Source organism: Acidobacteriaceae bacterium (assembly GCA_028283655.1).
In the GTDB taxonomy this organism is placed as follows: Bacteria; Acidobacteriota; Terriglobia; order Terriglobales; family Acidobacteriaceae; genus Granulicella.
In genome coordinates, this window is sequence record JAPWKE010000003.1 from 3,512,031 (window position 1) to 3,533,760 (window position 21,730).

A 21,730-nucleotide genomic window follows, 5' to 3' on the forward strand; every position below is an offset into this window, starting at 1 on the left:
CTAAACGGCGCGCAACTCCTGCACGAGCGAGCGAACGGGGTGCGTGACGGCCTTCTTGGCTATGGTACCCAGCTTTTCGCCACGTTTGTACATCAGTACGGCGGCGACTGTGCCCGAAAGGAATGCTCCCCAGAAAAATGCCTTGCGCATTGCGAACCTCCTCGCAGGCGCTGAGTGCGCCGCTGCGAGGTAGGATGCGTGTTCCGGGGAAGTGACTGCCTGCTGCGCCTTACTGGACGTGGCTGAGCCAGCCGCGCGCTTTGCTGCGCAGCGACTGCCCTGCCGCGTTGGTGGCAGGTTGTGCCGGGCTGTCGCCAACAGGGCCAGCGGCGGCGGCCGATTGCAGGATCGGTGGCTGCGGTGGGTTGGCGATGCGGATGATGAGCGCGCCGGCGTGCTCGCCGGGGCTGAGCGAGGCCAGCAGCAGGAAGTAGACGCCCTCTTTTTGGAAGACGCCGTAGCGCGAGTCGTCGTTGGTCGCGTTCAGGCTATTGATCATGTAATGGCCCCAGTTGCCGGTGTGGATGGAGGCGATCACTGGCTGGCCGAGCAGTTCGTCGAGCGTGAACGCTGAGCCGCAGGTGGTGCGGGCGCAGCTGTAAATTTCTTTGAAGCCGTGAGCGCGCACCTGTGTGGCTAGGCCGGTGTACGTTGCGAGCGAAGAAGTCGTGGTTGAGCCGGAGTAGGCCAGGTAGTCGATGCTGCCCTGTGCCGTGACCGATTTCCCGGCGCGTGGCGAGCCGGAGCGTTCGACCGGGCCGGTCGGGATGACGAACTCGTCCATGTCGATGCGCATGGCACCGATGGCGATGGCGTTGGTGGGGCGCTGGATTTCGGGAAAGTCCGAAGCACCGGGGAAGTCACTGGTTTGCGCAAAGAGCGGAGCCGTAGCGAAGAGGGCGGCAGCAGCGAGGGATGTCCTGAGGAGCGTCTTCATGCACGTCTACGACGCACCTCGCGCTGGCGAAGTTGCGCGGCTTTACGCTTCTTTACAAAGGATTTGCGTCCCTCTGCGGTGAGCTAGTCGTTGCGCGTGACGCCGAGTTCGAGGCCGTTTTCTGTGGCGATTCCCCAGGCCATGCGCGGCGTGTTGTGCGCCAGGCCGATGCGGCCGTCGGGGCCGAGCAGGATCATGCCGCCGTGGCCTCCGAGGCGTGTGTGGAGGTACTGGATGGCGTCGGCGGCGGCCTCTTCCGGCGTAGCGCCAGCGGCGACGCGGTCGACGGCCCATTTGCCGAGCACGAGCTTCATGATGGGCTCGCCCCAGCCCGTGAGCGAGACGGCTGCAGAGAGATTGTCGGCGTAGCATCCGCAACCGATCAGCGAAGAGTCCCCGACGCGTCCGGGGGCCTTCGACAGTGTGCCGCCGGTGGAGGTTCCTGCGGCGAGGTTGCCGAAGCTGTCGAGCGCGACGGCGCCGACGGTGTCGTGCGAGTGCAGCGTCGGGTCGCTGCGAAGCTCGGCGGGCAGGCCCTGCTGGGCTTCAGCATTGATGGCGGTTTCGTTCTGCGCGGTGTCACCGCTGAAGGTGGTGTCGGGTTTGCCGGAGAGCTGGAACTCCATCAGGCGCTTCTGCTCGCGCGGAACGACGAGCTCCATGTTGTCGATGAGTCTCATGCCCTGCTGGGTGGCGAAGCGCTCTGCGCCGACGCCGACGAAGTATACGTGCGGCGAGCGTTCGAGCACGAGCCGCGCGGCCTGGATGGGGTTCTTCAGGCGTTCGACGCAGGCAACGCCCCCGGCGCGGAGGTCGCTGCCGTTCATCATCAGCGCGTCGCACTGCACGCGGCCGTCGCGGGTCAGGTAGCTGCCGGTTCCGGCGTCGAAGATGTCGTCATCTTCCATGGCCGAGATGGCGGCCTCGACGGCGTCGGTGGCTGTGCCGCCTTTGTTCAGCGCGTTCCAACCTGCGGTGAGTGCGTGGCGAATGCCACGGTTGTGCGCGTCGATGGCATCGTCGGGCATGGCCCAGGCTCCGCCGTGAATCAGGAGAATCGGTTTGTGAGTAGGCGAGGACATAGGCAGGTATAAGTGTAGAGCTTGGGAGTTGTCAGTTGTCAGTTGTCAGTTGTCAGTTGGGAGTTGTCAGTTGGGAGTTGGTGGAGTGGGTGACTCTATACTTGCAGCAACTTGTATAACCCTGCGCCATTTCGCGTTGATGAGCTTGACGAGATTCACGCGATGATTCGTGCCTGTGGGCTGGCGACGCTGGTGACACGCTCCGAGGGCGAACTGGTTGCGACGCAGTTGCCGATGGTGCTCGCGGCGGAAGAGGGCGAGCACGGCGTGCTCTACGGCCACGTTGCGCGGGCCAACGACCAATGGAAGCAGGCTGTGGAGGGAGATGCGATGGTGCTGTTTCCCGGGATCGACGCCTACATCCGGCCGGGTTGGCTGGCTTCAAAAGCCGAGACCGCGCGCGTTGTGCCGACGTGGAATTACCTGGCGGTTCATGCCTGGGGGGCGGTGGAGTTCTTTGACGAGCCAGAGCGGTTGCTGCGCGTTGTAACGCAGTTGACCGAGTTGCACGAAGCTGGGCGCGAGGAGCCGTGGTCCGTGACCGATGCTCCGCCGGAGTACCTCGAAGGGATGTTGCGTGCGATTGTTGGCGTGCGGCTTCCGATTCGTCGCGTCGAGGCGAAGAAGAAGCTGAACCAGCGGCAAGGCGCGAAGGACCGCGCGAGTGTGCGCGAGGGGCTGGCTTCGAGCGGCTCCGAGAGTGGACGCAGCCTGTCGAAGCTGATCCCGGAGTAGCTTGCTACGCGAGGCTTACCGCGTCAGACGCTCCCAGTTGCCGTGGGCGAAGAGTTCCTTTTCCTGCGGCGAGAGAGCTGCCTCGCTGAGGAAGGTGCGGGGCGCGCCTCCGGGACGGTACTGGTAGGGGAAGTCTGTGGAGAAGAGGATGCGTTCCGGGCCGACGATCTTCAGCGTCCGCTCCATGTACTCGTGGTTCCACATACCGCTGGGGGTGACGTAGAGGTTCTGCTGCACGTACTCCTCGATGGAGCGGTCGAGCTTCATGACGCGTGTCAGCGACTTCAGGCGTTCGAGGTAGAAGAGCACGACCTCGCCCCAGTGGCCGAGGATGATCTGCAGGTTGGGGAAGCGGTCGAATATGCCTCCGGCGATCAGGCGCACGAACTGCATCCCGGCCTCATAGTGCCAGCCAAGGACGAAGGCGGCCAGCGCCGTATCTACCGGCTCTCCAAAGCCCGAGTAGTAGGCGTCGCGGACGGCACGCTGCGGAATCTGCGGATGAATGAAGAGCGGTACGGATAGCTTTTCTGCGGTGGCGAAGAGTGGCAGAAAATCGGCGTGGTCGAGGTTCTTGGAGCGGGTGCGGCCGCAGAGCATGGCTCCGCGAAGTCCAAGCTGCTGGACGCTGCGGTCGAGTTCCAGCGCAGCCTGTTGTGGCGCAGCGGTGGGCAGAGTGGCAAAGCCTTGAAAGCGTTCCGGATACGTTGCGATGGTCGCGGCGATAAGGTCGTTGGTGCTGCGGGCCAGCAGCACGCTCTCTGCAGGCTCAAGGTTGTGCAGGGCGGGGGTGGTGACGGAAAGCACCTGCACGTCCACGCCGCTCTCATCCATCAGGGCGATGCGGTTTGCGCCGAGGTCGGCCAGTCGCTCCCCGTTTACGCCCTGGTCGAAGACCTCGGTGCCTTCTTCGCCTATCGCCGAGTTGGCCCATGCCGTTCGAATGTCCGAGGGGAGGAAGTGCTCTTCGATGGCGATGAGTTTCATGGAGGCCCTGGCGGCTAGACGGCGCCTGCGAGTTTACGTCGTTCGGTTTCGAGATAGGTGTAACGGATGCGATGGATGACCGTGATCGTGGAGAAGACAGCCAGCACCCACAGCGCGGCGGGCATCATGTCCCACTTTTCACACAGCGCGCCGAGAATGACGAGCACAATGCGCTCCGGGCGTTCCATGAAGCCGACCTTGCAGGAGCCGATCAACGCTTCGGCGCGGGCGCGCGTGTAGCTGACCATCAGCGACGCCGTCATCACAAACGCGACGAGGAAGACGTAGAAGTAGCGATTTCCGCGAGCGTAGAAGACCAGCAGGCCGAAGAAGAGCGCGACGTCAGAGTAGCGGTCGAGCACGGAGTCATAAAACGCTCCGAAGACCGAAACCTGGTTGGTCTGGCGCGCGACGCGACCGTCCACCATGTCAAAAAGCCCCGCACCGATAATGACCAGGCCCGCGTAGCGGAACATCACTACGTAGTTTTCCTGCCGGGCATAGCCAAAGAAGAACGCGGCGACGATGTTGATCAGCAGGCCGATAAAGGTCAGTGTATTGGGGGAAATCTTCGACAACGCGAGGCCGTTGACGATCTTCTGCAGCAGCCAGCCGCTGCCTTTGCCGAATTGGCTTGTCCAGGTCATGAAATATCTCTGTTTTTCAGTTTAGTTGACTTGGGCGCTCTGGTGCAGGGGGAAGGCGTCGTAGACTGTTTGCAATTTAGGCAGTTTTGAAAGGCGGCAAGCGTTGAACCTCGGAAATGTGGCGCGTTGGAGTGCGGTTTTAGCGATGACCTCGGCGTTGGGGGTGCTTGCCCAGGCACCGCAACTGCCTGCTGACAAGTACCTGTGGCTGGAGGATGTTTCCAGCCCGCGCAGCATGGAGTGGGTGAAGGCGGAGAACGCCAAGACCACGGCGCACTTTGACGCCGATCCGCGTTTTGCGAAGGAGTACGCCGCAGCGCTGGCGGTCCTGAACGACCCGGAAAAGCTGGCGATCCCCGGTCTGAAGGGCGAAATGGTCTACAACCAGTGGCAGGATGCGCAGCATCTGCGCGGCCTGTTGCGCCGCACCACGCTGGCGGATTATCTGACCGCTTCGCCGACCTGGCAGCCGGTGCTCGATGTGGACGCGCTGAACCGTGAGGAGAACGCGAAGTGGGTCTCGCGCGGCGTCAACTGCCTCTACCCCGGCAACGATTATTGCCTGGCGGTGCTCTCGAACGGCGGCGAAGATGCGACGTCTGCTCGCGAGTTTGACCTGAAGGATGCGAAGTTTGTCCCGGCAGGCTTTACGCTGCCGCGCAGCAAGCAGAACATCGAGTGGCAGGACAAGGACACGCTGCTGATCGCGCGAGACTGGGGCGCGGGTACGACGACCGACTCCGGCTATCCGTTTGTGGTGAAGCGCTGGAAGCGTGGCACGCCGTTGTCCTCGGCGGTGGAGGTCTTCCGCGGCGGGTCGACGGACCAGCTTGGCTCTTCGGCGGACGTCATGCACGATGCCTCGGGCAATACGCTTGTGTACTTCCATCGCGGCGACACGTTCTTCACGCAGAAGAGCTTCATCGAGACGCCGAAGGGGCTGAAGCAGATTGCGATTCCGGCCAAGGCGAGCCTTGCCGGCATGGTGGAAGGTCGCGTGCTGATCCATACGCACGAGGACTGGAAGCTGGCCGATGGGCAGACGATCAAGGCTGGCTCGCTGGCGGAGGTTCTGCTGGCTGAGTTGAAGCGCGATCCCGAACACCTGAAGCCCCGCGTGGTCTTTGCGCCGACGGCGAAGGAGTTCCTGCAGGCGGCCCGCGATACGCCACATCATCTGCTGATCACCACGCTGGATAATGTGCAGGGCCGTGCCTATCTCTACACGCCGACGGCGAAGGGCTGGACGAAGAAGCGGCTGGAGCTGCCGGAGAACTCGGCGATCGCTATTGTTTCGACCGACGACGAGAGCGGACGCTTTGTGCTGAGCGCAACCGGCTTCCTGACGCCTACGACGTTGTTCCTGGGCGATGCGAAAACGGGTTCGCTGAAGGCGATCAAGACGGCACCGGCGCGCTTTGATGCGAGCAAGGACGTCGTCGAGCAGTACTTCGCGACGTCGAAGGACGGCACGAAGGTGCCTTACTTCATCGTCCACCCGAAGGAGATGAAGCTTGACGGTACGAACCCCACGCTGCTGACGGCGTACGGTGGCTTCGAGGTCTCGCGGACGCCTGCGTACAACGCCATCACCGGTAAGCTGTGGCTGGAGAAGGGCGGCGTCTACGTGCTGGCGAACATCCGCGGCGGTGGCGAGTTTGGCCCGGCGTGGCATGAGGCTGGTTTGAAGACGAAGCGTCAGGTGATCTATGACGACTTTGCTGCGGTGGGAGAAGACCTGATTCGCCGCAAGATTACGTCGACGCCGCACCTTGGGATCGAGGGTGGATCGAACGGTGGTCTGCTGATGGGTGTGGAGATGACGGAGCGTCCGGAGCTTTGGGGCGCGGTCATCATCGAGGTGCCGCTGCTCGATATGCTGCGCATGGAGAAGATCGCAGCCGGTGCAAGCTGGGTGGGCGAGTACGGCTCGCCGAGCCATCCGGACGAGCTGGCTTTCTGGCTGGCGCACTCGCCGTACAACCAGTTGAAGCCGGGCGTAACGTACCCCGATCCGTTCATCTGGACGACGACGAAGGATGATCGCGTCGGTCCGCAGCATGCCCGTAAGTTTGCCGCGAAGATGGCCGAGTTCCATGATCCGTATCTCTTCTACGAGGTCATCGAAGGCGGCCACGGATCAGGCGCGGACGCAAAGCAGACGGCGCACACGGACGCGATGAACTACATCTACCTGCAGGAAAAACTGATGAAGTAGAGGTCATCGGAGGGAACGTAAACGAGGGGCATGGCGAAAGCCATGCCCCTCGTTTTTGATTTCTAGAAAGTGGAAAGTTACTCAGGAACGACTTCGTGGATCGTGTAGAGCTTCTTGATTTCCATGATGCGCTTGCCGGTGGGGATGACGATGGTGACTTCGTCGCCGACTTCCTTGTTCAGCAGTGATCGGCCGATCGGCGAGGTCGTCGAAATGAGGCCCTTGGCTACGTCGGCTTCTTCGCTCATCACCAGCTTGTAGGTCATCTCCTGGTCCTTGGCCTCTTCATAGACCACAACCGTAGAGCCAAAGCCGACGCGGTCCGTCGGCAGGTTGTCGAGGTTGACCAGAGCGAGTTCGCCCATGCGCTTCTTCAACTGGCCGAGGCGCGCGTTGACGAACTCCTGGCGCTGCTTGGCCATGTGGTATTCGGCGTTTTCGCTGAGGTCGCCGAGGGCGACGGCCTTCTTGATTTCCGCGGGGAGTTCGGTGGTGAGTTCGTGCTCAAGCACCTTGATCTGCTCGGTGAGAGCTTTGAGAATATCCTGCATATCTGGGTGCTCGCTCAATGGCGACCGCGCGCGAGTGTCAGCAGCGACCGCCGGGGGATTGAACGTCCATTATACGGCGCGGGGGCGAAATTACACGTCTGCGCCGTCGGGATCGGGCAGCAGCGTTGGGCCCTCTCGTTGCGAAACGAAGGCTTCGAGCAAGAGCACGGCGGCCACCTGGTCGATCAGATCGCGGCGGTCGAGACGCGCGTCGCGGCCTTCGAATCGGGCGCGGTAGCCGGCCTCGGAGAGCCGTTCGTGAGCGTCGCGCGTAGTCAGTCGTTCGTCCAGCATGTGGTGTTCGAGTTCTGGATGGCCGACGCGGATCTCTTCGGCAAACGCCCGTGCTTTGCTGGCCTGTGGGCCTTCTGTGCCGTCGGCGTTCAGAGGCAGACCGGAGACGACGACGGTGGCTCCACGCTGGCGGATGAACCGCGCGATGGTCTTGAGGTCAGCCTTCAACGAGGTACGGTGCAGCGTGAAGAGCGGCTGCGCGGTCAGCCCGAGTTCGTCGGTGATCGCGAGGCCGATGCGGCGGTCGCCGATATCGAGCGCGAGGATGCGGGGAGTGCTCACAGGCTTGAGTGTAGACGGCGTAGACTCAAGCCATGCGTGGCAAGGGTTTTCTGGCAGCGGTGATGGGTGTTTCGATGGGTATCGGAAACGCGTGGGCGCAGCAGGCTACGCCGCCGCAACCTGCCCCGCAGGACGACACGGTGCTTCATGTGCAGTCGAACATCGTCTTCGTGCCGACGACGGTGCAGACGAAGAAGGGCGACGTGCTCTACGGGCTGAAGGCCGAGCAGTTTGAGGTGCTCGCTGACGGCGTTCCGCAGAAGGTCACGCTTGATACGAGTGAGGACGTGCGGCCGATTGCGCTGGCGGTCGTCGTGCAGTGCTCACGCGGCTACGCGTTTGAGTATCCGAAGATGCAGGGCGTGGCGACGATGATCGAGGAGATGATCGGCGGTGGCCCTTCGCAGGTCGCGGTGATGGACTACGGCTCCGAGCCTGAGCTGATTACGAACTTCACCACCAACGCCACCCGCCGCGAGCGTGCGTTGAACAGCATTACCCCGTGCGATGATGACCCGAAGAACGCCACGTTCGACGCCGTGGACGCCGCGAATAAGCTCTTTGAACGTATGGACCCGAAGGGCCGCCACGTCATTTTGCTGATCAGCGAAACGCGTGACCACGGTTCCAAGGTGAAACCGAGCGAGGTGATTCGCGCATTGGGCAAGACGGATACGATCGTCGACTCGCTGGCGTTTTCGCCGGGCCGGGACGAGCTCGCCGAAGACGTCAAGCATTCGGACGGCGCCAGCGGTGGCCCGATCGGGCTGATCCTGATGGCGGTTCAGGCGCTGCGCAAGAATGCGGCGAAGGAGTTCGCCCGCGAGAGCGGCGGCGAGTACATCAACTTCGGCACGCAGACCAAGTTCGACCTTGGGCTGAACGGACTCGCCAACCGGGTGGACAACTACTACCTGCTCAGCTTCCAGCCGCACTTTGCGCCGGGACAGGGTGAGGCGGGAGACTTCCACAAACTGACCGTGCACGTACCGTTGTACCCGGACGCGAAGATTCGTCATCGCGAGTCCTACTGGTCGGAGCCGGTCGCAACCGTACAGCCGTAACGGCTAGGCTGTCAGCGGAAACTCCACCGTCATCCTTGTCCCGTCGGCGCTTGAGTCCACGTGGATGGAGCCGTGGTGGCGTTCCACGATCTCTCGCGAGATGTAGAGGCCGAGCCCGTTGCCGAGGTCGCCTTTGGTGGAGACGAACGGCTCGAAGAGCCTGGGGCGCAGCTCCTGCGGGATGCCTTCACCGTTGTCGGAGACGGCAAAGCCGAAGGTGTGGCCGTCGCCGAAGAGCCTGACCTCGACGGCGCCGTCGATGGGCGCAGCGTCGATTGCGTTGGAGACGAGGTTCGCCAGCACCTGCCGGATCTGCCCCAGGATGCCGTGGAAGTGGGTGTCGAGATCGCCGCTGACCGTGAGTTCGATCTGCCGGTTGCGGATCTTGCCGGTGAAGAGTCGCAGCACGTCGTCGGCGAGCGTGCCTCCGGTGAAGTCCTGGCTGCGATCGCTGTTTTCGCGGCTCCAGCGCAGGGTCTGCTTGGTGATGCCGCTGATGCGCTCCAGCTCGCTTTCGACCATGCTGATGTAGTTTGCGGCCGAGCCATCGACGTCTTCGCCGAGTTCATTGCGCAGCAGGTACATCAGGTTGGTGATGGCTTCGAGCGGGTTGTTGATCTCGTGGGCGATCACGCTGGTCATGCGGCCGGTGAGCGCCAGCTTCTCGTTCATGCGCAGAGCGGCTTCACGCTCCCTGTTTTCGGTCAGGTCGACGAACGTTCCGATCCATCCGGCGCGTTCGGCTCCGGCGCGCTGGAACGGAACGGCGCGGACGACGTTCCAACGTTCGCCTTGCTGGACGCTGGTGGCACAGACCTCGACCTCGAAGTAGGAGTTGCCGGTAACGGCCTTCTCCCAACGCTGGCGGCAGAGCGTGCGGTCGGCTTCGGCAAGGCTGGGATCATCGAACCAGTACCCGGAGGGGAGCAGACCGAAGCGTGTCCAGAGGTCGTTGGTGTAAGTCAGGCGGCCGTTGTCGTCGGCGATGAAAATCTTGATGGGCAGCGATTCGGTCAGGCGTTGGAAACGCGCTTCGCCCAGCTCGATGGCCTCTTCTGCCTTGCGCAGGCCGATGGTGGTGAGAGCCGCGCGGAAGTCGCGTGCTGACTCGATCTCGGTGGCGGTCCAGGCCTCGGCCCGTCCGCGAACGGTCTCTTTCCACTCGGCAAAGCTGTTGCGCGGGTGCAGACGCCTGTCCTGTCCGACGATCTTCTCCGGCTCGCCAGCCCAGCGCACCGTGCGCACGATCTCAGGCTTGAACCACATGAGGTAGCGGTCCAGCACGGAAGAGATGCGTACCGCGATCAGGCCGCTGGCGTGCTCGCGCAGGTTCTCGTTTACGTCGAGCCCGGCCTCGAGGCCAAGGTTTGCAGTAGCGAAGACATCGCCGTCGGCCATGCGCTCGCCCAGCCAGCCTGCCAGCGTTTTCACGTTCTCTTGCGTAGGTGTTTCGCCGTGCAGAGAGAGGTGGCCGTCGACCAGCAACGCCACGCCGGAGGCGTTGGCGATCTTCTGCACGTGGCCGAGTTCGCGTAGCAGGCCGTCGAGGTAATCCGGCTCTGCGGCCAGCAGCGTCAGCACGTTGCGCTGCACGGCGTGGAGGTGCAGCGTCTGCTCCAGGCGTGAGGTTGTGCGGAAGGTGTTGAGCTGCGTGCTCAGCAGGCGCGTGAGCATGTCGCAGGCGGAGCGCACGAGGTACGGAACCGTATGCGGTGTGGCATGGTGGCCGCTCACAAGGCCCCAGAGCTTGCCGTCCACGAGGATGGAAACACTCATGGAGGAGTACGTACCCATATTGCGCATGTACTCGACGTGCGTGGGGGAAACCGAGCGCAGCGTGCTGAGCGAAAGATCCAGCTCGGCGGCTTCCAGCCCCGGAGCCCCGACCAGCGGCGAGGGGGTGTAGTTTGCGTCGGGGATGATGCGGACCGTGCTCAGCAGGTAGAGCCGCCGCGCCTGGGCGGGGATGTCCGTGGTGGGGAAGTGCAGGCCAAGGCATGAAGGCAGGAGGCCGTTGTTCACTTCAGCGAGCACGGTGCCGTGGCCTTCTTTATCGAAGCTGTAGACCATCACGCGGTCAAAGCCGGTTAGCTCTGCGGTTTGCGAGGCCAGTGCGGCGCAAACCTCGTTCTCCGAGCGCAGGCTGCCGAGCGTGGAGACGAAGTTCGTGATGACGTTGTTCATCAGTTCGGAGCTGACGAGCCGTTCCTGAACCTCGAACTCCAGCACGCGCCGCATTCCAATGCAGTGCGAGATGACGGCGAACGCTTCGCCATGCACCGAAAACGTGCCGAGGAACGTTGCCTTGGCCTCGGCCCTGACGGTGCAGATGGGGTTCGTTACCTGCGGAGAAACGCGGGTCAGCGAAAAGAGGATTTCGCGATCGAAAAGCTCGGTCAAGCGGCCGCCGAGGATGAGTTTGAGGGGGACGCCGAGAAAGCGCTCGGCGTTCTGGCTGGCCGCGACGACGTGCTCAAACGCTTCATCGAGCAGAAGGAAGAAGCCGTGTTGCTGGATGCTTCCGGAGAGGTGGATCGGTTCGTCCGCACAGGGACGGATTAGTTCGTCGCTCGAAACGATTGAGTCGGACAAGAGCCCTCCAGGCCCGGCGGACAGGATGCAGATTCACGTCAACAAGTGCTGGCAAAGCGAACGCTGCCAGCACTCTTACACTTCAGTTTGGATGCAGCTTTTGCTGCTGAGGTTGAGGCGAAAAACTCTGCGAAGCCGGGAGGTCAGGCATGCAACCCTGTCATGGCATCGCCGAAGATGTTGAACATTCGCTTTGCTGCGGCGATGACTTCGTCGGTCAGTTCGTCCGGCACAGCAGCCATCACTTCTTTGAACTCGCGCCAGCGTGCGCCGGTCTCTTCGCCGTATCCGCGGAAGTACGCCGTTCCATGTTCAGGGTTGAGGCCGAGCAGCGGCTCAACGTGACGAGCGATGTGCTGGCCGCCGAGGGTGGAGCCTTCGACGACGTACATTGCGCCCAGAAAGCCTGCGGGAGTAAGGAATGCATCGTCTGCCGGAAACACTGGCGGTGGGGTCGTGCGGCCCAACGCAGCGAGGTCGCTGACCAGTAGCGGCGCGCGCTTGCGGTTGCGGACGAGCCCGGCGTACGGCGCAGGTACGTGCTCTGCCGCCCACTGCTCCCAGCCCGCGATAAGCGGAGAAAAACATGCCAGCACGTCGGCGTACTCGCCGCGGGAAAGGTCCGCCCGCATGACGGGCATCTTTGCTTCCACGGCTTCGTGCTCGGGGGTGGTTGCTTCGCGAAGTCGAAGAAGGTCCATGCGGCTATTGTCGGCGGGCTGGGCGGTCGAGCGCAAACGCCCTTTGCAGGGAGCCTGCGGCACGCTTAGTGGCGCAGCTCTACCACCGTCGCTCCCTGTCCGCCTTCGTTGTACGGTGGCTCGGCGATGGAGGTGACGTGCGGGTGATTGCGCAGGAACTCACGCAGCGTGCGCCGCAGAATTCCCATGCCCACGCCGTGCACCACGCGGATGCGCGGTAGCCCGGCAAGAAACGCCTGTTCGACGAAGCGGTCGACTTCACTCTCGGCTTCGTCTGCCGTGCGGCCGATCACGTTGATCTCGGAGCTGAGGTAGTCGTTGTCGGAGTTCGATGTCTGCACATTCACGCCGCCGCCGCGACGCCGCAGAGCATCCAGAGGCTTTTCGCGCACCGGCGTTACTTCCAGCACGTCGGTGATCGGCACGCGCATCTTCATCTGCCCGATGTTGACCTCGATGGTCTTGGCATCGACCACGCGTGCAACGCGGCCTTCGCTGTTCAGCGACTTCAGGCGAACAAGATCGCCCACATGCGGGTCGCGTTTGCGGTCAACCTTCTTCTGCGTCGCAGGCGTCGGATCATGCGCTGCCACGGTGGATTGAAAGCGTTCGGAGAACTCACGCCGCAGACCCGCGATGCGTACAGCGGCGTCGCGCTGAATCTTCTTCGCCACCGCTTTATCGTCGATGGCCTTCACGGTATCGCGAAGCTGGCCTTCGAACTCTTCGATCAACTTTTCGAGCTGGCGGCCCATCTCGCGTGCCCGCGTCTGCTGCTCGGCGCGACCTTCTGCGGCCAGGCGTGTGCGTTCGTTGTCGAGCTTGCGTTGTGTCTCGGCAAGCTGCTCACGCTCCTGCGTGGCTTGTCCAAGCTGGTTGTGAAGCTCATCGAGAAAGCGAGCGATGTCGGCCTGCTGCGTGGTGCGCTGCGCACGCGCTTCGGCCACAATCTCTGCGTCCAGCCCAAGCCGCGCCGCAATGTTCAAACCTGCTGACGCACCGGGCACGCCGAGCCGTAGCTCGTACGTCGGCGAGAGGGTCGCTTCGTCGAAACCGACGGCCGCGTTGAAGACACCCTCTGCTCCTGCGGCGTAGACCTTCAGCGCCGTAAGGTGCGTGGTGATCAGCGTCCACACGCGTCCGCGCAGGAAGTGTTTGGCCACAGCTACGGCCAGCGCCGCGCCCTCTTCGGGGTCGGTTGCCGAACCAAGTTCGTCCAGCAGCACCAGCGAATGCTCATCGGCTTCGCGGGAGATGCGGTTCACGTTGACCACATGCGCGGAGAACGTCGAGAGGTTCTGCTCGATCGACTGCGCATCGCCAATGTCGGCGTATACAGCGGTAAACAGCGGCAGCGAGGCTTTCTCTGCGGGCACCGGAAGTCCAGCCTGCGCCATTAGCGCGAGCAGACCTGCGGTCTTCAGCGCAACGGTTTTGCCGCCGGTGTTGGGGCCGGAGATGATCATCTGCCGCTTGGCGGTCTCCCCGGCAACGGGCTCAGGCAGTGCAATGTCCAGCGGGATGATGCGGTCGCCACCCGCGTCGCGCAGACGCATTTCGAGCAGCGGATGCCGCGCGCCTTCGAGTGCCAGTGTTCCGTCAAACGAAGGCCGCACGCACTCAAACTCTTCGGCAAACTTTGCCACGGCCTGATGAGCGTCGAGCGCCGCAAGCACGTCTGCGCCCATCATCAGCACCTCTGCGCTGGCTGCGACGCTGCGCGTCATCATCACCAGGATGCGATGGATCTCGGCCTGCTCCTCATCCAGCAACCGCACGAGTTCGTTGTTGGCTTCAATCGTTTCGAGCGGTTCGACGAAGACCGTCTGCCCGCTTGAACTGGAGCCATGCACTACGCCCTGCACCTTGCGTCGGGCCTCCACCTTCACCGGGATCACGAAGCGCTCGCCGCGCACAGAGATCAGCGAGTCCTGCACGCTGCCGTCCTCGCTCAGGCGATGCAGTGCGCGACGCAGTGTGTCTTCAATGGCACGATGTTGACGACCCATCTCACGGCGTATGCGTGCGAGGTCGGGCGAGGCGTTGTCGGCGAGCGAGCCGTCGGGCTCGATCTTGCCGCGCAACATCCGCAGCAACGCTTCCACGTCATGCTCCAGCAGCGAGGCGGAGAGCGCTTCAATCGCCCCCCACTTGCCCTTCACTGCGGCGGGCGGGTCCAACAGCACCTGCTTCCATTCGGCGATGCGCTCGGCGTGGGCCAGCACCTGCAGCAACTCTTCGGCCTCAAGCGCAGAGCCCTGAATGCGCGCCTTCGCGCAGAGCTCTTCGGGATCAATCACGCCGCGGAACGGGAAGGTGGAACCGGAGGCTACGAGCGGCCGCATCTCTGCGCTGCGCGTTTGTTGCGCGGCAATCCACTCGCGGTCGGCAGAAGGCTCCAGCGCAGCGAGCAGGGCGCGACCGGGCACGGATTGTGTACGCCGCGCGAGGAGTTCGCGCAGTACGGCCCATTGCAGCGCAGCGCCGCCTTGCTCGGTCAGCGGTGTAGGGATATCGGCAAGCAAAAGCATCTTCTCCATGTTAGGCGGTTTGCTGCTGCTACGCTGCACCGGGCAAAGAGTGTGGTGCCGGACGTAAACTAAAACGGTATGAGCTTTCCTGCCACACGACTCCGCCGCCTGCGTTCTTCCGCCGCCATCCGCTCGCTCGTGCGTGAAACGCACCTTGAGCCGTCGGCGTTGATCTATCCGCTCTTTATTTGCGAAGGGGAAGGTGTGCGCCGTGAGGTCAGCTCTATGCCCGGCGTCTTCAACCTCTCGATCGACGAGGCGGTGAAGGAAGCGGAGGAGTGCGCCCGGCTGGGCATCGGCGGCGTACTGCTCTTCGGCATTCCCGACCAGAAGGACGACGTCGGCACTGGCGCGTATGCGAGCGATGGCATCGTGCAGCGCGCGCTTCGCGCGATCAAGGCCGACCGCGCCACGCGCGACCTGCTGCTCATCGGCGATGTCTGCCTCTGCGAGTACACCTCGCACGGCCACTGCGGCATCATCGAGCAGCACAGCGACCACTACGACGTGGCGAATGACAAGACGCTGGAGTTACTGGCAAAGACCGCCGTCTCTCAGGCGCTGGCCGGTGCCGATATCGTCGCTCCCAGCGACATGATGGACGGCCGCGTCGCCGCTATTCGCAAGGGGTTGGACGAAGCAGGCAAACAGAACACGCCGATCCTCAGCTACGCGAGCAAGTTCGCTTCGGCGTTCTACGGGCCCTTCCGCGATGCGGCCGATTCTGCTCCGCAGTTCGGCGACCGCCGCTCGTACCAGATGGACGGAGCCAACCGCCGCGAGGCGATGCGCGAAATTGCAGAGGACCTGGAAGAAGGCGCGGACATGCTGCTGATGAAGCCCGCGATGCCGTACCTCGACATCATCCGCGAAGCCCGCGACCGCTTCGATGTACCGATGGGGGCGTACCAGGTCTCAGGCGAGTACGCGATGCTGCAGGCGGCGTTCGCCAAGGGCTGGCTGGACAAGGAGCGCACGATGCTCGAAAGTCTGCTCGCCATGCGCCGAGCAGGCTCAGACTTTATCGTGACGTACTTTGCGAAGGAAGCCGCACCGCTGCTTTAGCTCTCATCGAACTCGCGAAAGAGTTCGATGAGGCTCACGGCAATCGGTGTGTTGGCAACACGCAGCACGCCGTCTGCCGGTTGCTCAAAGCCGCGAGCAGACGCGTGATAGCCGATGCGTTTCCAGGGATCGACGACCCAGGTATGGCGCACGCCAATCGCGGCGTAATCCTCCACACGGCCTTGAACCTCACGCAGGCGATCGTCCGCGGAGAGTACCTCGATGCAAAGCAGAGGCGCGAAGGTGATGATGTCATCTTTGGGATCGGTGTCTCGCAGTACGCAGATGTCGGGTACACGATAACGGCTGGAGGAGATCTGCACGCGCTGCTCCGGCAATGGCCGAACGTGCCAGTTCTTGCGCTGATCTCGAAACATGCCGTAAAGAATGCCCTGAATCAGAGCGTGCGGCTGCTCGCCCCCGTTTCTCTCCTTCAACTCGCCGTCAATGTAGTCGACGTCGGGACGGTAGGTGGTGCTCAGGTATTCACGTACCGGGATGAGAACGGCAGATGCCATAGCGCAAACCCTCGTGGAGTCATGCTACTCCGAATTCCCTGAAAGAGCCGCTAAATCAGGCTTTCGAGGAGCAGCTTCTTCCAGCCCGCCACATCCAGCTCCCAGTGGATAACGGTTGGCTGAGCTTGTGCGCGTGTCTCTGCCCACAGGTCCTCGTTGCGCGCATCGCTGCTTACGCCGAGCACGTCCACCACGGTCATGCCGCGCGTCAGTTCACTGGCGGCTTCGATCTGTAGGAAATGTTTGCTGCTCCGCAGGCTTAGTTCCGGCTTCAGCAGGATCGCCATCGCGATCGGGTCCGGCAGGGAGATGCCGTGTTCGCCGGTCTGCGTAAAGTACGCCGTCTTTGCCGTGCTGTTGGACTCCAGCGTGAACTCTGCCAGCGAGCCCTTCAAAGCGGCAATCTTTGCGATATCGTCCTCATTGACGACAGCGTCATGTCGCGAAAGCTGCCAGCCCACAAGTTCCAGCGGAAGTGCGGAAAGAAAGACCGCGCGAGCAGCTTCCGGGTCGACCCAGATGTTGAACTCGGCCGCAGGCGTTACGTTGCCCTCGCACGCAGGCGCTCCGCCCATCACCACGCATCGACTCACCAGTTCGGCCAGCTTCGGCTCGCGCTCCAGTGCTCGGGCGAGGTTGGTCAGCGGGCCCAGAGTGACGATCTCCAATCCCGGATGCGCCTTCGCCGCCGCGATGATCGCGTCTACAGCGTCGGTCGTTTCGGGCATGCGCGCCGCAGGCCGCAGCCCGTGATCGCCCAGTCCGTCTTCGCCGTGGAACCAGTTTGCAATCTCCAGCAGCCGCTGCAACGGCCCGGTAGAACCGGCATAGACAGGTACCTCCGCTCCGCAAAGCTCCACGGTGTACACCGCGTTGCTTGTCGCCTGCTCCACCGGCACGTTGCCGGCGACAACGGTGATGGCGACCACTTTAACCTCAGGCGAACGAAGCGCCATGATCAGTGCCACAGCGTCGTCAGAAGCGGTATCGGTGTCAATCAGCAGATAGCGTTGGCTCATTGGATGACGATACCGAATAGAGAAGAGGTGAGGTAGCTTTCTTCTGCCGTTATGTCGTTGCCAATGACTTTGAGCTTGCGGTGGCCTGAGTCATCTTCCTGGAGCGTTTGGGCTTTGCGGCTGTCGGTGCACTGCCAGGTTTTGTGAAATGGGCTTCAACGCCTAGCCCGAGTCTGATCGCGTATTTGATGAACGTTTCGACGCTAAACCTCGACAACTTGCCCGTCAATAGATGGCTGACGTCAGGCTGATGAATCTCGAGTCGCTTTGCCAACTCCTTTTGGGAGTAACCGAAAGTCTCAATATGCGTCACAAGGTCCCGCCAAAGCTCTGCTTTGATCTTGGCTTCCGTCGCTTCATTGGTGCTGAGACCAAGATCGTCGAAGATGCTGCCTGTCGTTACATGCGCCGCTTTATTTGTGCTTTTCTTTGCGCTTGGCATTCTTCCGCTCCTCTAGAAGTCGTTGGTGTACTTGCTGATATCGAGCTTTTGATCGAGAAAGATCATTCTTTTCTGTCTTTGCCGTGTCCTTCTCGAAGCAATCAAGAATGTAGATCACGTCCTCAAGACGGGCGATATACATCAGCCTGTACCACTTCGCTGTGTCATCCGTTTTGAGTTCATAAACGCCGTCACCGATCGTGCTCATCCGTCGTGACTGTAGAGTTGGCATCCGGCCTTCCTGCATCTCGTTGAGAGCATGGCCAAAATCGACGCGCACGTCTTTAGACCACTCGAGCAGCTTGTCTCTCGAATCACCTTCCCAGGCTACAGACGCTCTTGGCTGCCTGGGCGTGAGTGTCCGTGGATCGCCTCCCTCTTCAGTAGACGTGCGAATGGAGGCAGGAGACTTCATCACAAGACGATTTCTATAGGAATAAAACTATAAAGACAAGCACCCTTTGTATGTATTCGACTACCTACCCACGAAACATCTTCGCCTCGGCCGCCCTTCGCGCCACTAGTCCGGGCAGAACTTTGCCACCCGCCCGCACCCACTTGCCGAACTCCTCTGCCGCGCCTGCCGAATCGCCAAGGTTCAGCTTCTTCAGCAACGCGGAGCGCTCGAAGCTCCCGCCGCCCACGTTGAAGCAGAAACTCACCAGAGCGTCGAACTGGTTCTGCGTAATCACTGCGATGATCACCTTATTGACGGATGCCACCGTCGCTGCCACATCCGAACGGAGCAGCGCCTCGGCTTCAAGGTCGCTGATTCTGCGGCCCGCAGCTACGTCCGCTCCGGTATGCCCGTAGCCGATCGTCCAGATACCGGTGGCGTCCTGGTATGCGCGCTGCCGCAGGCCCTCGGCGCTTTTGATCAGCTCTAAGCCTGCGCAGCTCAACGAAAACTCCTGCATTTTGAAGATCCTCTCCGGCCGCCTTCTGCGACCAATCCGCTGCTCGCGCATCCGAATACCGTTCGGAAGTGTGCTGGCGAAGGCGTAGACTTACACCGTCCATTCGCTGGCAATTTTTCCCAGAACGGAGCGAAAGCACCTTGGCTGAAACCACGACTTACGACCTCGCAATCATCGGCGGCGGCCCCGCTGGATACACCTGCGCCATCCGCGCCGCACAGCTCGGGCTGAAGGTCGCTCTGATTGAAAAGACTGACAAGCTCGGCGGCACCTGCCTTCACGTCGGCTGCATCCCCACCAAGGCCATGCTCTTTTCGGCCGAGGTCTGGGACCATCTGAAACACGCTGAAAGCTACGGTATCGACGGCGTTTCCGCGCCCAAGCTCAACTGGCTGAACGTCCTCAAGCGCAAGAACGACATCATCACCAAGCACACCACCGGCTTGAACTTCTTGATGAAGAAGAACAAGATCACCGTCGTGCGCGGCTGGGGACGTCTCGCCGGCGCGGCCAAGGCTGGCGTGCTCACCATCGACGTCACCGGTGACGACAAGAAGGTTTCGCCCGTGCTGGCTAAGAAGGTCGTCCTTGCGACCGGCTCCGACGCCCGCATGTTGCCCGGTTACACGGCTGACGACACCATCCTCACCAACATCGAGATCCTCTCGCTGCCCGCTATGCCTAAGTCGCTGATCGTTATCGGCTCCGGCGCTGTTGGCGTCGAGTTTGCTTCGGTCTTCAACTCCTTCGGTGCGGAGGTTTCCATCATCGAAGCGCTTCCGCGCATCGTCCCGGTTGAGGATGAGGAAGTGTCGAAGGAGCTCACGCGCCAGTACAAGAAGCGCGGCATTGAAGTGAACACAAGCTGCAAGGTCGAGAAGATCGAGAAGACCAAAACCGGCGCGAAGGTCACCTTCACCGACGCTTCCGGCAAGTCCGTCGTCAAGGAAGCCGAGAAGGTTCTCGTGGCTGTCGGCCGCGGTCCTCGCACGGCGGATGCCGGCATCGACAAGACCAACATCCAGCTCGATCGCGGCTTTGTGCCGGTGAACGAGTGGATGGAGACGACCGAGCCGGGCGTCTATGCCATCGGCGACATCGTCGCTGGCCTGCCGCAGCTCGCACACGTCGGCGCTATGGCCGGTGTGGTCGTTGCGTCCAAGCTCGCAGGCAAGTACGCCCGCGCTGTCCGTAAGGACCGCGTCCCGGGCTGCACCTACTGCGATCCCCAGATCGGTTCCGTTGGTCTCACCGAGGCTCAGGCCAAGGAGAAGGGCTACCAGGTCAAGGTCGGCAAGTTCCCGTTCGTCGGCAACTCCAAGGCCACGATTCTGGACGCGCACGATGGCTTCGTGAAGGTCGTTTCCGATGCGAAGTACGGTGAAGTCCTCGGCGTCCACATCATCGGCCCCCACGCTACAGAGCTTATCGGCGAGTGCGTCACCGCCATCGAACTCGAAGCAACGGTGGAGGAGATGATGTTCGTCATCCACGCTCACCCCACGCTCAACGAGTCGCTGCTCGACGGCTTCTCGGCGGTCGAAGGCATGGCGATCAACGTCTAACTTCACTTCTACTCGCACATAGTCTGAAAGGCCGTCTCCTTCTTTGGAGACGGCCTTTCTGCTTTGTTCTCCGCAAGATGAGAGAAGTGTAAAGAAGTGTCAGGCATGTGTAGTTTTTTGTCGAACATCCTGTGACTCATGGCCTACACTGGGCCGCACACTCCTTACAGGCCCCTGCTGAGCTTCCTCCCAGGTCTGTGGTGTCGTGTCTTCCTCTCCTGCGGGCTTTCCTTCGCTGAGCAGTACCTGCGGAGGGGATGATGTTCTCTTGCGGCGTGTCGCGGGCTCTTTTCGTTGCCGCAGGAAGAGCATACTTATCTGCATGGAAAGCAGACCGCCGTTCCCTCCGTTCACGCTCGCGACCGCCACCGAAAAAGTGCGCAAAGCAGAAGATGCCTGGAACACCCGCGACGCGGAGAAGGTGTCGCTGGCCTACTCCGCCGACAGCGAATGGCGCAACCGCGAGGAGTTCCTCCACGGCCGCCAGCAGATCGTCGAGTTCCTGCGCCGCAAGTGGTCGCAGGAGCTGGAGTATCGCCTCATCAAGCAACTCTGGAGCTACACGGAGGACCGAATCGCCGTGCGTTTCTGCTACGAGTGGAACGACGCCTCCGGGCAGTGGTTTCGCTCCTACGGCAACGAGCTCTGGCACTTCGACGCCAGCGGCCTGATGACGCATCGTCACGCCAGCATCAACGATGTCGCCATCGCCGAAAGCGACCGCAAGTTCCACTGGCCACAGGGCCGTCGCCCCGACGATCACCCCGGCCTGCCGGAACTCGGCCTCTGACGGCCTGCCGATTTATCCTCTTTATAGAGCGTCATGGTTCTTCAGCTTCTCCAACTCGGCCGTATCTCCTATCTCGAAGGCCTGAGCCTCATGCGCGAGGTCGTCGACGCCCGCAAGGCCGGTCGCATCGCCGACACGCTGCTGCTCATGGAGCACCCGCCGGTGCTGACGCTCGGCCGAAACTCCTCCCGCGCCAACATCCTGGCCACGGACGCCGCCCTCGCCCAGCGAGGTGTCGAAATCCACGAGATCAACCGTGGCGGCGACGTCACCTACCACGGTCCGGGGCAGCTGGTTGGCTACCCTATCTTCGATCTCCGCGGTGACCTTCCCGGTAAAAAAGGTCCGCACCTTGGCCCGGTTGACTTCGTCCGGCTGATGGAAGAAGCCATCATCCTCACCTGCAAGGACTTCGGCGTCTCCACGCAGCGCGTGCCCAAACGTACCGGCGTCTGGACGATTCCCGGCGGCAGCATCCGCGAGAAAAAGGTCGCGGCCATCGGCGTTCACGTTTCCCAGGCGGTCACCTCGCACGGCTTCGCGCTGAACGTTACCACCGACCTTCGCGACTTCAACTGGATCGTCCCCTGCGGCCTCACGGACGTTGGCGTGACCTCGCTCGAGCTGGAAGCTCCAGAGGGGACAGCCGTTTCTCTGTCCCTCGCCTCGAACTCTGCCGCACGCAATTTTGGCCGCGTCTTCAGCCGCCAGGTGGTGGCCAGTGAGACGCTAGACGATCTGCTCTCGGTCGCAGCCGGTTAGCTGCTAACGATCACATTCGGCGGGGCCGATT

Annotated in this window: 22 protein-coding genes; 7 read left to right on the plus strand and 15 right to left on the minus strand. The window is 62.2% G+C overall.

The genetic code is table 11. The features are described from left to right. From PW792_17395 to PW792_17405, 3 genes are all read right to left on the minus strand, one after another. Positions 1–150 carry a hypothetical protein gene (locus PW792_17395; protein ID MDE1163702.1) on the minus strand — a complete coding sequence of 50 codons (150 nt, stop codon included), beginning with the start codon at positions 148–150 and terminating at the stop codon, positions 1–3. Positions 151–229: 79 nt separating this feature from the next. After that, positions 230–937 (minus strand): hypothetical protein, encoded by a 708-nt coding sequence (locus PW792_17400; protein ID MDE1163703.1) that lies wholly within the window; start codon positions 935–937, stop codon positions 230–232. Positions 938–1,020: 83 nt separating this feature from the next. Next, positions 1,021–2,019: an isoaspartyl peptidase/L-asparaginase gene (locus PW792_17405; GenBank protein ID MDE1163704.1), complete on the minus strand. Its 999-nt coding sequence runs from the start codon at positions 2,017–2,019 to the stop codon at positions 1,021–1,023. A gap of 111 nt (positions 2,020–2,130) precedes the next feature. On the opposite strand from PW792_17405, the gene PW792_17410 reads away from it, so the two are divergent. After that, complete coding sequence (locus PW792_17410; protein MDE1163705.1) at positions 2,131–2,754, plus strand: FMN-binding negative transcriptional regulator; 624 nt, start codon at positions 2,131–2,133, stop codon at positions 2,752–2,754. A 15-nt stretch (positions 2,755–2,769) separates the two neighbouring features. Here the strand turns inward: PW792_17410 and PW792_17415 are convergent, their stop codons facing one another. Beyond that, positions 2,770–3,741, minus strand: a complete 972-nt coding sequence (locus PW792_17415; GenBank protein ID MDE1163706.1) for an amidohydrolase family protein — start codon at positions 3,739–3,741, stop codon at positions 2,770–2,772. 14 nt (positions 3,742–3,755) lie between these two features. Continuing rightward, positions 3,756–4,388 carry a CDP-alcohol phosphatidyltransferase family protein gene (locus tag PW792_17420; GenBank protein MDE1163707.1) on the minus strand — a complete coding sequence of 211 codons (633 nt, stop codon included), beginning with the start codon at positions 4,386–4,388 and terminating at the stop codon, positions 3,756–3,758. Positions 4,389–4,491: 103 nt separating this feature from the next. Here PW792_17420 and PW792_17425 point away from each other — a divergent pair, with 103 nt between their 5' ends. Further along, positions 4,492–6,606, plus strand: coding sequence for a prolyl oligopeptidase family serine peptidase (locus tag PW792_17425; GenBank protein ID MDE1163708.1), 2,115 nt, complete (start codon positions 4,492–4,494; stop codon positions 6,604–6,606). A gap of 77 nt (positions 6,607–6,683) precedes the next feature. On the opposite strand, the gene PW792_17430 is transcribed toward PW792_17425, so the two are convergent. After that, positions 6,684–7,157 carry a transcription elongation factor GreA gene (locus PW792_17430; GenBank protein ID MDE1163709.1) on the minus strand — a complete coding sequence of 158 codons (474 nt, stop codon included), beginning with the start codon at positions 7,155–7,157 and terminating at the stop codon, positions 6,684–6,686. Between the two features lie 90 nt (positions 7,158–7,247). Further along, the gene (ruvX, locus tag PW792_17435; protein ID MDE1163710.1) at positions 7,248–7,733 is read right to left on the minus strand and encodes a Holliday junction resolvase RuvX; all 486 of its coding nucleotides are present in this window, start codon (positions 7,731–7,733) and stop codon (positions 7,248–7,250) included. A 32-nt stretch (positions 7,734–7,765) separates the two neighbouring features. Between ruvX and PW792_17440 the strand changes: the two genes are divergently transcribed. Further along, positions 7,766–8,797: a VWA domain-containing protein gene (locus tag PW792_17440; protein ID MDE1163711.1), complete on the plus strand. Its 1,032-nt coding sequence runs from the start codon at positions 7,766–7,768 to the stop codon at positions 8,795–8,797. 3 nt (positions 8,798–8,800) lie between these two features. Here PW792_17440 and PW792_17445 read toward each other — a convergent pair whose 3' ends face one another. The 3 genes from PW792_17445 to PW792_17455 form a co-directional block, all read right to left on the minus strand. After that, on the minus strand, positions 8,801–11,389 hold the full coding sequence (locus tag PW792_17445) for an ATP-binding protein (protein MDE1163712.1): 2,589 nt from the start codon (positions 11,387–11,389) through the stop codon (positions 8,801–8,803). A gap of 143 nt (positions 11,390–11,532) precedes the next feature. Then, positions 11,533–12,126 (minus strand): biliverdin-producing heme oxygenase, encoded by a 594-nt coding sequence (locus tag PW792_17450; protein ID MDE1163713.1) that lies wholly within the window; start codon positions 12,124–12,126, stop codon positions 11,533–11,535. Positions 12,127–12,155: 29 nt separating this feature from the next. Further along, the gene (locus PW792_17455) at positions 12,156–14,621 is read right to left on the minus strand and encodes a Smr/MutS family protein (protein ID MDE1163714.1); all 2,466 of its coding nucleotides are present in this window, start codon (positions 14,619–14,621) and stop codon (positions 12,156–12,158) included. Between the two features lie 78 nt (positions 14,622–14,699). On the opposite strand from PW792_17455, the gene hemB reads away from it, so the two are divergent. Beyond that, positions 14,700–15,686, plus strand: a complete 987-nt coding sequence (hemB, locus tag PW792_17460) for a porphobilinogen synthase (GenBank protein MDE1163715.1) — start codon at positions 14,700–14,702, stop codon at positions 15,684–15,686. Here the strand turns inward: hemB and PW792_17465 are convergent. From PW792_17465 to PW792_17485, 5 genes are all read right to left on the minus strand, one after another. Further along, entirely contained in the window at positions 15,683–16,204 is a 522-nt protein-coding gene (locus PW792_17465; protein MDE1163716.1) for a Uma2 family endonuclease, read from the minus strand. The two genes, hemB and PW792_17465, sit on opposite strands and share 4 nt — an antisense overlap. A gap of 50 nt (positions 16,205–16,254) precedes the next feature. Continuing rightward, complete coding sequence (locus tag PW792_17470) at positions 16,255–17,223, minus strand: nucleoside hydrolase (protein MDE1163717.1); 969 nt, start codon at positions 17,221–17,223, stop codon at positions 16,255–16,257. A gap of 49 nt (positions 17,224–17,272) precedes the next feature. Continuing rightward, on the minus strand, positions 17,273–17,665 hold the full coding sequence (locus PW792_17475; GenBank protein ID MDE1163718.1) for a helix-turn-helix transcriptional regulator: 393 nt from the start codon (positions 17,663–17,665) through the stop codon (positions 17,273–17,275). After that, the gene (locus tag PW792_17480) at positions 17,637–18,080 is read right to left on the minus strand and encodes a type II toxin-antitoxin system RelE/ParE family toxin (GenBank protein MDE1163719.1); all 444 of its coding nucleotides are present in this window, start codon (positions 18,078–18,080) and stop codon (positions 17,637–17,639) included. The genes PW792_17475 and PW792_17480 overlap by 29 nt, the downstream gene beginning before the upstream one ends. A 64-nt stretch (positions 18,081–18,144) precedes the next feature. Then, the gene (locus tag PW792_17485; protein ID MDE1163720.1) at positions 18,145–18,582 is read right to left on the minus strand and encodes a lysozyme; all 438 of its coding nucleotides are present in this window, start codon (positions 18,580–18,582) and stop codon (positions 18,145–18,147) included. A gap of 140 nt (positions 18,583–18,722) precedes the next feature. Here PW792_17485 and lpdA point away from each other — a divergent pair, with 140 nt between their 5' ends. From lpdA to lipB, 3 genes are all read left to right on the plus strand, one after another. After that, positions 18,723–20,147 carry a dihydrolipoyl dehydrogenase gene (lpdA, locus tag PW792_17490; GenBank protein MDE1163721.1) on the plus strand — a complete coding sequence of 475 codons (1,425 nt, stop codon included), beginning with the start codon at positions 18,723–18,725 and terminating at the stop codon, positions 20,145–20,147. Between the two features lie 322 nt (positions 20,148–20,469). Beyond that, positions 20,470–20,937, plus strand: coding sequence for a nuclear transport factor 2 family protein (locus tag PW792_17495; GenBank protein ID MDE1163722.1), 468 nt, complete (start codon positions 20,470–20,472; stop codon positions 20,935–20,937). Positions 20,938–20,970: 33 nt separating this feature from the next. After that, a complete protein-coding gene (gene lipB, locus PW792_17500; GenBank protein MDE1163723.1) occupies positions 20,971–21,699 on the plus strand; it encodes a lipoyl(octanoyl) transferase LipB in 729 nt (242 codons plus the stop codon). Positions 21,700–21,730 lie beyond the last annotated feature (31 nt).